Consider the following 10,157-nt stretch of genomic DNA (forward strand, 5'->3'; position numbering starts at 1 on the left):
CGGGCGGGTCCGGGGCGAGTCATGCCTCGATGCTGTCAGCCGCCTCCGACATCCGCGCGTGCTTGCACGGGAGGTTCGGCTGCGCTAGCTCGTGGCTGCGCTATGCCCTCAGCTCGGCGAGCGCGGCCGCCTGGTGCCGATGGCCGACCGTCTCGTAGCCGACGATCACCACGACGGGCGCGAGCGCGACGACTCCGATCCCGAGGCTCAGCGACGCGCCCGCCGCGACCGCGATCACGGCCGCGATGAGCACGACGGCGGATCCCGCGAACAGCAGCACGGACAGCGGGGCGAAGCGCCCCAGCAGCACGCTGTAAATCGTGAACAGGGCCAGGATGAACACGCCGACCGGGATCACGATCGTCAGGAGCGCGGTGACGTCGTCGATGTGCGCGTCGCGCCGGATCGCCACCGCGGCGACGTGCAGCCCGGCGCCGGTCGCGGCGAGTGCGGCGAACAGCGCGAGGTGCAGATAGCCCCACGGGAAGGAGCGGCCGCGGCGCTCGGCGAGCACCTCGGCCGAGGGCAACGTGAAGTAGATCCACCACATGCCGAACGCGAGCGCCGTGCCGCCGAACGCCACCACGCCCGCCGCGAGCGACCATCCCTCCTCCTCGACGACCGCCGAGACCGACAGCACCGTGCCGAGCACGACCTCGCCGAGCGTGATGATGGCGAGCAGTCCGTAGCGCTCGGCGATGTGGTGCGGATGCCACGGCGTGGTGCCACCGCGGCGTTCCGCCACGAGGGGGACGAGCATCTCGGCGACGCCGAGCGCGACGAACAGCGCGATCGCCACGACGAGCGGAGGGTCGACGAAGATCAGCACGATCCAGCCGATCTGCATCAGGCCGACCAGCGCGGCGTAGGTCAGCGCCGTGCGGCGGTGCTGCGGATCGTGACGCGCGACCCGCAGCCAGAGCCCGATGCCGGCGATGCGCATCACCACGTAGCCGGTCACCGTGAGCACGTTGTCGAGGTGATGGCCCTCGTCGATCGAGTGGAACAGCGGCGGCATGCCGAGCGCCAGGATGATCACGCCCACCATCTGCACGAAGGTCGCGATGCGGAACACGATGTCGTCGTTGTCGAACGCGGATGCGAGCCACGAGTAGTTGATCCACGCCCACGTCACACCGAAGGTCCCCAACGCGAACCCCGCGATGGCCGCGCCGAAGTGCCCGAGCTCGAGCAGGTGCGCGGCCTGCGTGCCCGCCTGGCTGAACGCCACGACGAACGTCAGGTCGTACAGCAGCTCGAGCGGGGTCGCCGCGCGGTGCGCCTGGCGCGGATCGCGCCCGCGCATCCGGCGGGCGCGATGGTGGAGGGGCGCGTCGTTCGTCACGGCCCTCATCGTGCCAGAACGCGGCGTCGCGTCGGCGTCAGCGGCGCACGTCGCGGGGCGGCGTGCGCAGGCGGCGTCGCTCTCGCACGATCATCGCGGCACCCAGGATCCACAGCGGGATCTGCGTCGCGAACGCCCAGCGGAACGCCTCATCCGTGTAGTTCTCGGGTCGCGAGGCGCCCTGCAGGTCCATCGCGATGCCGATGAACAGGATCGCGATGAGGGCGGCGAGGAATCCGCCGACGTTCGTGACGCCGGTCGCGGTGCTGAGCCGGTGCGCGGGATTGTGCGCACGCGCGAAGTCGAAGGCGACCATGGATGCGGGGCCGCCCATCGCGAGCGCCACGACCAGCACGATCAGCAGCCACATCGGGACGGTCCCCGGCCACAGCAGCACGCTCACCCACACGGCCAGCTGCGCGGCGACCGCGGGGAGCACGAGATAGCGCGAGCGCAGGTGCGGATGCCGCGCCGAGAAGGTGCCGACGACCGGGCCCAGCACGATGCCGGCCACGACGTACACCGACGTCACGGCGGCGGCCTGCCCCGACGACAGGCCCTCGCCGGCCGTGAGGTAGGGGATGCCCCACAGCATCACGAACGCGGTTCCCGCGAACGGCGTGGCGAAGTGCGTCCAGAACGCCAGGCGGGTGCCGGGCTGCTGCCACGCCGCCCTGATGCCCTGCCGGGTGTCGATGGCGCTCGTGACGACCGTGATCGCGCCCGTGTCGGTGTTGACCGACACGTCGGCCGGCAGCTGCGGCGGGTGATTGCGGACGAGCGCCGCGATCAGCACCGCGAACAGGATCGCGCCGCCCGCGAGCGCGCCGAACGCGACCTCCCACGCGGTCGCGTGCAGCAGGAGCGGCAGCGGCACGATCGCGATGACCTGCCCGAGCTGTCCGAAGATGCCGGTGAGCTGCATCATGACCGAGCCGCGCTGCGCCGGGAACCACGTCGCGATGAGGCGCAGCACGCCGGGGAAGATCGCGGCGTCGCCCGCTCCGAGGAGCATGCGGGCGGCGATCGCCACTCCGACCGTGGGGGACAGCGCCATGACGACCTGCCCGATCGCCATCAGGACCATGCCGATCGTCATGATGGGCCGCGCGCCCCAGCGATCGAGCCACAGCCCGACCGGGATCTGCATGAAGCCGTAGACCGCGAGCTGCAGCACCGCGAACATCGCGAGCGTGGAGGCGTCGGCGTCGAAGCGATGCTGGGCGTCGACGCCGACCGCGGACAGCGACGTGCGGTTGGTGATCGCGAGCACGTAGCCGACCACGCCGATCGTCCACATCAGCCACATGCGCCAGGACGGCGCGGGAGCGGGCAGGCTCACGCGACGCCCGCCCGCACGATCGCGGCGGCCTCGTCGACCGTGTCGACGAGATGGATGTGCGCCTCCATCGCGCGGCCCCGGGCGAGCGCCCGGAGCAGAGGCCACGCGGGCAGCGTCTCGGTCCAGTGCGTGCGGCCGACAAGCACCATCGGCGCGATCGCGTCCTCGGTCGCGTAGTAGTTCTCGCACGCGTCCTGGAAGATCTCCTGCACCGTCCCGCCTGCGCCGGGAAGGAACACGATGCCGGCGTCGCAGACCTGCAGCAGGATCGCCTCGCGCAGGGCGTTGCGGAAGTACTTCGCGATCGCGGTCGCGAACAGGTTGGGCGGCTCGTGCCCGTAGTGCCAGGTGGGCACGCCGAGCGTGTCGGTCGCGGGGACGTCTGCGGTGTCGGCGAGCACGGTCCGGGCGGCGGCGATCCAGTCCTCGATCGACGGGCGATAGGACGGCGCCGCCGCGAGCGCACCGAGCGCACGGTCCAGCACGTCCTCGTCGGCGCGGGCGAGTCGCGCACCGAGGTTCGCGGCCTCCATGGCGCCCGGACCGCCGCCCGTGGCGACCGTCAGACCCGTGCCCAGCAGACGGCCGAGACGCGCGGCGTCGGCGTAGCCCGGCTCGCCGCGGCGCAGCGCGTGACCACCCATCACCCCGACGAGCCGGTGCCGCGCGGTCCACGCCGCGAGGGCGCGATCCACGCCGTCGTCGTGCAGTGCGCGCGCGAGCAGGCCGTCCTCCTCGGAACCCTGCGACCATGCGTACGCGCGCCCGTCCAGCGTGCGCTGGTAGGCCGCGTCGTCGTACAGCTCGTCGGCCGTGTAGAGCGCGTCGCGGTGCGCGTCGACCGGGACGGCATCGACCGCGGGCAGCACGAGCGCGCCGCGGGCGGCGTGCCGTTCGGCGTCGCCCGGTGCGAAGGTGCAGCCCGCGAACGTCGTGCGCGAGGTGTCGCGCCCGGCGAGCGCCTCGGAGCGGTCGCGCAGGTCCAGTCCGACGATCCGCCAGCCCCGCAGCCGGCGTGCCCCTTGCGCGAGCCGGCGATCCAGCTCGGCGAGCGACTCGATCGTGACGATTCGTCCCTGGCGCTGCCTCATATGGATCGAGTCTGCCCGATCGCGCCGTCAGCTCCGTGCGAGCTCCTCCGCGACGCGCAGCTCGGGCTCGGTCGCGCGGCGCACCTCATCCACGCTCACGCCCGGCGCCGTCTCACGCAGCAGCAGACCATCGGGGGTGACGTCGATCACGGCCAGATCGGTGATGATCCTGTCCACGACGCCCTTGCCCGTGAGGGGCAGCGAGCAGGCGTGCAGGATCTTCGGGGACCCGTCGCGTGCGACGTGCTCCATCAGCACGATCACCCGCGCGGCGCCGTGTACGAGGTCCATGGCGCCGCCCATGCCCTTGACCATCTTCCCGGGGATCATCCAGTTCGCGATGTCGCCCGCCGCGGACACCTGCATGGCGCCGAGGATCGCGGCGTCCACCTTGCCGCCGCGGATCATCCCGAACGACAGCGCCGAGTCGAAAACGGCCGCGCCGGGCAGCAGGGTCACGGTCTCCTTGCCGGCGTTGATGAGATCCGGATCGACCTCGTCCTCCGTCGGGTACGGGCCCACGCCCAGCAGGCCGTTCTCCGATTGCAGCACGAGGTGTCGACCGGCGGGGACGTGGTTCGGCACGAGCGTCGGCAGCCCGATGCCCAGGTTCACGTACATCCCGTCTTCGAGCTCGCGGGCCGCGCGCGCGGCCATCTCGTCGCGTGTCAGCACCATGTCTCAGCTCTCCGATCCGGTCGCCGCCGCGCGCACCGTGCGCCGCTCGATCCGCTTCTCGATGTCCGTGCCGACCTCGACCACGCGATGCACGAACACGCCGGGCAGGTGGATCTGGTCGGGGTCCAGCTCGCCAGGCTCGACCAGCTCCTCGACCTGGGCGATGCACACGGCTCCGGCCATCGCCGCGAGCGGCGAGAAATTCCGCGCCGACTTGTTGAACACGAGGTTGCCGTGCCGGTCGCCGCGCAGCGCGTGCACGAGCGCGAAATCGGTGCGGATGGCCTCCTCCAGCACGTACTCGTGTGCGCCGAAGGAGCGCACCTCCTTGGGCGGGCTGGCGAGCGCGATGCCGCCCGAGCCGTCGTAGCGCAGGGGGAGGCCGCCATCGGCGACCTGTGTGCCGACGCCCGTGCGCGTGAAGAACGCCGCGATCCCCGATCCGCCCGCGCGCAGCTTCTCGGCGAGCGTCCCCTGCGGCGTGAGCTCCACCTCGAGCTCGCCCGCGAGGAACTGGCGCTCGAACTCCTTGTTCTCGCCGACGTACGACGCCGTCATCCGGCGAATGCGCTTCGCCTGCAGCAGCACGCCGAGGCCCCAGTCGCCGACGCCGCAGTTGTTGCTGACGACCGACAGGTCGCTCGCTCCCTGCGCGAGCAATGCGTCGATCAGGGCCATGGGCGTGCCGCACAGGCCGAACCCGCCCACCGCGAGGCTCGCGCCGTCGATGATGTCCGCGACCGCCTCGTCGGCTGACGCCACGACCTTGTCCAGACCGGTTCCGCTCATTTCGCCGACCACCCTCCGTCCATCGCCCATGATGCGCCCGACACCATAGCGCCGTCCGGCCCCGTCAGCCACCCGACGAGCGAGGCGACCTCGCGCGGTTCGAGCAGCCGCTTGACGGCGGCCTCACGCAGCAGGATGTCCTCGATCACGTCCTCCTCGGCCGCGCCGTGCACGGCGGCCTGATCGGCGATCTGCTTCTCCACGAGCGGGGTGCGCACGTAACCGGGGTTGATGCAGACGCTCGTGACCCCCTTCGGACCGGCCTCGAGCGCCGTCACCTTGCTGAGCCCCTCGAGGCCGTGCTTGGCCGACACGTACGCGCTCTTGAACGGCGAGGCGACGAGGCCGTGCACGCTCGAGATGTTCACGATCCGGCCCCAGCCGTGCGCGTACATGTGCGGCAGCGCCGCGCGCACCAGCAGGAACGGAGCGATCAGCATGATCGAGTGGATCCGCCGGAACTCGTCCGGCTCGAACTCCTCGATCGGGCTGACCCGCTGGATGCCGGCGTTGTTGACCAGCACGTCCACGTCCAGCCGCAGGTCGTCGAGCGCCGGGGTGTCGGCGAGGTCGACCTCCCATGCCGTGCCGCCGATCTCGGACGCGACGGCCTGCGCCGCGTCGGCCGCGATGTCGGCGACGGTCACGTGCGCGCCCCGCGCGGCGAGCTCGCGAGCGATGGCCGCGCCGATGCCGGATCCGCCGCCCGTGACGAGCGCGTTCCGGCCGGACAGCGTCTGCTCGGGCCGGCGCTCGCCGTGGACGGTGCTGGTCGCCTCGGTCACGCCGTCGTCACCTCGCTGCGCTCCGACGCTCGCGTCTGGGCGGCATCGACGGCGTCGAGCTCCTCCAGCGAGGTGCCCTTCGTCTCCTTCAGCGTCAGCACGACGCCGGCCGTGATGAGCCCCGCGACGCCGAGGTAGATCGCGGTGTAGAGCCACGAGCCCGTGTCCTTGAGCCACTGGGTCGCGAGCAGCGGCGCGAGCGATCCGGCGAAGATCGAGGTCACCTGGTACGAGATCGAGATGCCCGAGTAGCGCATGCGCGTCGGGAACATCTCCGACATGATGGCGGGCTGCGAGGCGTACATCAGCGCGTGGATCGCCAGGCCGGCGATGAGCGCCAGCAGGATCAGGCCGTCGACCTTGGTGTCGAGCAGGGGGAACGCCCAGAAGCCCCACGTGGCGCCGAGCAGGGCCCCGGCCAGGTAGACGGGCTTGCGGCCAGCCCCGTCGGCGAGGCGGCCGACCAGCAGGATCACGACGAAGTGGCTCGCGTGCGCGATCGCGATGAGCGTGAGCAGCGGGCCCCGCTCCATCCCCTGGTCCTCGGTCAGGTACACGATCGAGAACGTCACGACCAGGTAGTACATGATGTTCTCCGCGAAGCGCAGCCCCATGCCCTTCAGCACACCGACCGGGCGCGTCTTGAGCACCTCGACGATGCCGAAGCCCATCGCCTTGTCGTGCGCCTGCTCGGCGCGGGCCGCCTCGAAGACCGGTGCCTCCGAGACCGTGCGGCGGATCCAGTAGCCCACGAGCACGACGACCGCCGAGAGCCAGAACGCGACGCGCCAGCCCCACGCCATGAACGCCTCGTCCGACAGCACGTTCGCCATGAGGGTCAGCACGAGCGTGGCGAGCAGGTTGCCGACGGGCACGGCCGCCTGCGGCCAGGCCGCCCACGTCGCGCGCCGCGCGCTCGGCGCGTGCTCGGCGACGAGCAGCACGGCGCCGCCCCACTCGCCGCCGAGTGCGAGGCCCTGCACGAATCGCAGCACGACGAGCAGGATCGGTGCGGCGACGCCGATCTGCTGGTAGGTGGGCAGGCACCCCATCAGCACGGTCGCGACGCCGATCAGCATGATCGTGAGCTGCAGCGTGTGCTTGCGGCCGAGGCGGTCGCCGATGTGGCCGAACACGATGCCGCCGAGCGGGCGCGCGAGGAAGCCGATCGCGTACGTGACGAACGCCGCGATGATCGCGTCGTACACGTTGCCCATCTCGGGCAGCAGCACCTTCGAGAACACGAGGGCCGACGCCGTGGCGTAGAGGAAGAAGTCATACCACTCGACGATCGTCCCCGCCATGGAGGCGGCGACGATCTTGCGGAGCACCGAGGGCTCGGTGCCGGAGTGCGTGGGCGCCGCGGCGCCGTGTGACTGGCTCATGGCCATCCCTTCCCTTCGGGATGTCGTCGTTGACACCGGCGCCGCCTCCTTCGGCGGCGCAGGACGCAAGCGAGTGTGTCAGCCTCGTCGCTGTGCAGGCAACGCGCATTGTGGCACAGCGCATGTGCACGAATGCACATCGGGCGCGGGTCAGGACGCGCGGCCCCGTCCGAGCAGGGCGTCGCGTTGGACGGCCATCTGCCGCCGCAGCTCGCCGAGCAGCGCGGCCACCGCCGGGCGCCGCCACGACTCGGGCGCCACGACCGCGTGGTACGGCAGACGATCGCGCACCTCGTCGGGAAGCACGCGGACCAGATCCGGATGCCGGTCCGCGACGAAGCAGGGGAGGATCCCGAGCCCGGCGCCCGCGCGCGTCGCCTCGACGTGAACGAACACGTTCGTCGAGGTCAGCGCATCGCGCATGCCCGGCAGCAGGCGCCGCGGCAGGTCGAGATCGTCGACCTGGAGCATGGAGTCGACGAAGTACACCAGGCCGTGCTCGGCGGCGGCCACCGGGGAGTCGGGCGTGCCGTGGCGGGACAGGTAGTCGCGCGATCCGTACAGGCCGAGCTCGTACTCGCCGAGCCGCAGGGCCCGGCCGCGATTGACCTGCGGCGTGCCGACGACGACCTCGATGTCCACGCCCGAGCGGTGCTGCGCCGCGCGGCGCGTGAGCGTGACGATCTCGACCGTGAGGCGGGGGTGCTCCGCGCGCAGCGTCGCGACGGCCGGGGCGGCGATCAGCGCGGCGAAGCCGTCGGTGGTGGTCATGCGCACGACCCCCGTGACGGGATCCGCGGCGCTCTCGCCGTCCGTGAGCCGCTCGAGCGCAGCCGCGACGCCCTCCGCCGCGCGCGCGGCCCGCTCGCCGAGCGGGGTGAGCGCCCAGCCGTCCGACCCTCGCAGCAGCAGCCGTCCGCCCAGTGCGGCCTCGAGCGCCGCGATGTTGCGGCTGACCGTCGTGTGGGTGAGCCCGAGCGACTGCGCGGCGCTCGTGAAGCGGCCCGTGCGGGCGACCTCGAGCAGCACGAGAAGCTGGTCCGCCGACGGCGCGGCGCTGGGCGATGCGGACACGGCGACACGCTACCGGCCGCGGCGACGCAGGCGCGACGACCTCACGGCCGCGGCGACGTCACTCCGGCCGCTGCAGCGACCGCAGCCGGCTGAGCGTGCGCGCGAGGTCGAGCGGCGGCACGGGCGCGTGAGCGAGCGCCTCGAAAGGGCCGGCGGCGTGGAAGCCGATGCGCACGCCGCGGTCGGCCGCGACATCGACCAGGTTCGCGAAGCGCTGTGCGGACGACGCCGCCAGCCGCTCGAGGGGCGGCACCGCCAGGATGCGCCACCTCTCGCGCAGGTCGGCGAGCCGGGCGTAGTCGGCTGCGCCGAGGGGCTGGTCGCACAGGTCGGCGAACGTCGCGTGCACGGTGGCGTCGTCGAGGCCGCGCACGACGATGTCGCGCTCGCCGCGGATCACATGCGATCCCTGCCCGGCGCCCTCCGCCGATCCGGTGATCCACGATCCGGCCGCGAAGCCGTCCGCGCCACCGCGCTCGCGGTGATCCGCGCCGCCGTCGACCTCGATCACGTCGAAGTGCGCGCGGATGGCGGCGATGGCCGGCGCGAACGTGCCGTGGAAGAGCGGGTTCGGCAGCAGCTGCTCCGGTGCGTAGTTCGAGGTGACGACGATCGCGATGCCCCGCGCCAGCAGGGCGTCGAGCAGCCGGCGCACGAGCACGCCGTCGGCGACGTCGTGCACGTGGAACTCGTCGAAGCACAGCAGGTCGAGCTCGCCCACCAGGTCGTCGAGCGCCGCCTCGAGGTCGTGCGCGTGCCGGAAGATCGCGGCGTGCAGCGCGGGGAAGAACGCGTGGAAATGCACGCGACGCTTGCGCGTGGTGCGCGCGGCCGCGAAGGCGACGTCCATGAGCCAGGTCTTGCCTCGTCCTGCGGGACCGTGCAGGTACACGCGCGGCTGACGGGGAGACAGGATCCGCGCGATCGCGCGGCGCTGCGCGTCGTCCGGCGCGAAGCCCGATGCGGCCGCCGCCTCCTCGAACGTCCGGCTGCTCAGCTCCGCGAACGATGCGCGCCCGCGCGCCTCGGCGGCGGGGTCGACGGACGGCGGGCGGGGCATCCCGTCCAGTCTGCCTCAGGGGCCCGGCACCAGGCCGTGTTCCCGTTCGTGCCGCTCCGGCGCCACCGTTCCGATCAGAAGTGCGACACGCGCGCCGTCATTCCGGCGAGGAGTGGGACGCGGACGGCGGCGGGTGCGCATGCCGGTGCGGCAGGAGCCGGGACATGCCCGTGGGCGGTCGGCGATGTCCGCGGCGGATGCGAGGGTGGAGGCATGACCGACGCGCTGCGCACCTCCGCCCTCGACGCCCTGCGCCGGCTCGTCGGACGCGACGACGCCGACTTCCACGAGGGCCAGTACGAGGCGATCGAAGCGCTCGTGGGTGGGCGGCGCCGCGCCCTCGTCGTGCAGCGCACAGGATGGGGCAAGTCGGCCGTGTACTTCGTCGCGACCCGCCTGCTGCGCGATCAGGGGGCGGGGCCCACCATCCTGGTCTCGCCGCTGCTCGCGCTGATGCGCGACCAGATCGCCGCGGCCGAGAGGGCCGGAGTGCGCGCGGTCGCGATCAACTCGACCAACGCACACGAATGGGGCGAGGTGCTGGGCCGGCTCGAGGCCGACGAGGTCGATGTGCTGCTGGTCTCGCCCGAGCGGCTCAACAACCCCAC

Annotated in this window: 10 protein-coding genes; 1 reads left to right on the forward strand and 9 read right to left on the reverse strand. The window is 72.2% G+C overall.

Annotated features, from left to right (window positions below; genetic code table 11):
- Positions 1–100: 100 nt before the first annotated feature.
- The 9 genes from RIF89_RS07380 to zapE all read right to left on the reverse strand — a co-directional run bounded on the left by RIF89_RS07380 (position 101) and on the right by zapE (position 9,549).
- Positions 101–1,354: a low temperature requirement protein A gene (locus RIF89_RS07380; protein WP_375294450.1), complete on the reverse strand. Its 1,254-nt coding sequence runs from the start codon at positions 1,352–1,354 to the stop codon at positions 101–103.
- Positions 1,355–1,382: 28 nt separating this feature from the next.
- A complete protein-coding gene (locus tag RIF89_RS07385; RefSeq protein WP_309068490.1) occupies positions 1,383–2,654 on the reverse strand; it encodes an MFS transporter in 1,272 nt (423 codons plus the stop codon).
- A 29-nt stretch (positions 2,655–2,683) separates the two neighbouring features.
- Positions 2,684–3,778, reverse strand: coding sequence for a Rossmann fold nucleotide-binding protein (locus tag RIF89_RS07390; RefSeq protein WP_309068482.1), 1,095 nt, complete (start codon positions 3,776–3,778; stop codon positions 2,684–2,686).
- 27 nt (positions 3,779–3,805) lie between these two features.
- A complete protein-coding gene (locus RIF89_RS07395) occupies positions 3,806–4,456 on the reverse strand; it encodes a CoA transferase subunit B (RefSeq protein WP_309068483.1) in 651 nt (216 codons plus the stop codon).
- A gap of 3 nt (positions 4,457–4,459) precedes the next feature.
- Complete coding sequence (locus RIF89_RS07400; protein ID WP_309068484.1) at positions 4,460–5,245, reverse strand: CoA transferase subunit A; 786 nt, start codon at positions 5,243–5,245, stop codon at positions 4,460–4,462.
- Complete coding sequence (locus tag RIF89_RS07405) at positions 5,242–6,030, reverse strand: 3-hydroxybutyrate dehydrogenase (RefSeq protein WP_309068485.1); 789 nt, start codon at positions 6,028–6,030, stop codon at positions 5,242–5,244. Before RIF89_RS07405 ends, RIF89_RS07400 begins: the two co-directional genes overlap by 4 nt.
- The gene (locus tag RIF89_RS07410; RefSeq protein ID WP_375294451.1) at positions 6,027–7,421 is read right to left on the reverse strand and encodes an MFS transporter; all 1,395 of its coding nucleotides are present in this window, start codon (positions 7,419–7,421) and stop codon (positions 6,027–6,029) included. The genes RIF89_RS07405 and RIF89_RS07410 overlap by 4 nt, the downstream gene beginning before the upstream one ends.
- A 144-nt stretch (positions 7,422–7,565) precedes the next feature.
- Complete coding sequence (locus RIF89_RS07415) at positions 7,566–8,489, reverse strand: LysR family transcriptional regulator (protein ID WP_309068487.1); 924 nt, start codon at positions 8,487–8,489, stop codon at positions 7,566–7,568.
- Positions 8,490–8,547: 58 nt separating this feature from the next.
- Positions 8,548–9,549, reverse strand: a complete 1,002-nt coding sequence (gene zapE / locus RIF89_RS07420) for a cell division protein ZapE (RefSeq protein ID WP_309068488.1) — start codon at positions 9,547–9,549, stop codon at positions 8,548–8,550.
- 213 nt (positions 9,550–9,762) lie between these two features.
- On the opposite strand from zapE, the gene RIF89_RS07425 reads away from it, so the two are divergent.
- Positions 9,763–10,157 (forward strand): DEAD/DEAH box helicase (locus tag RIF89_RS07425; protein WP_309068489.1); only part of this gene is annotated, 395 nt, incomplete at its 3' end.

Source organism: Microbacterium sp. (assembly GCF_031178525.1).
Taxonomy (GTDB): domain Bacteria; phylum Actinomycetota; class Actinomycetes; order Actinomycetales; family Microbacteriaceae; genus Microbacterium.

Bases quoted from the DNA above. Each gene is read 5' to 3' on its own strand.
- RIF89_RS07380 (WP_375294450.1), bottom strand. From the start codon at position 1,354: ATGAGGGCCGTGACGAACGACGCGCCCCTCCACCATCGCGCCCGCCGG.
- RIF89_RS07385 (WP_309068490.1), bottom strand. From the start codon at position 2,654: ATGTGGCTGATGTGGACGATCGGCGTGGTCGGCTACGTGCTCGCGATC.
- RIF89_RS07390 (WP_309068482.1), bottom strand. From the start codon at position 3,778: ATGAGGCAGCGCCAGGGACGAATCGTCACGATCGAGTCGCTCGCCGAG.
- RIF89_RS07395 (WP_309068483.1), bottom strand. From the start codon at position 4,456: ATGGTGCTGACACGCGACGAGATGGCCGCGCGCGCGGCCCGCGAGCTC.
- RIF89_RS07400 (WP_309068484.1), bottom strand. From the start codon at position 5,245: ATGAGCGGAACCGGTCTGGACAAGGTCGTGGCGTCAGCCGACGAGGCG.
- RIF89_RS07410 (WP_375294451.1), bottom strand. From the start codon at position 7,421: ATGGCCATGAGCCAGTCACACGGCGCCGCGGCGCCCACGCACTCCGGC.
- zapE (WP_309068488.1), bottom strand. From the start codon at position 9,549: ATGCCCCGCCCGCCGTCCGTCGACCCCGCCGCCGAGGCGCGCGGGCGC.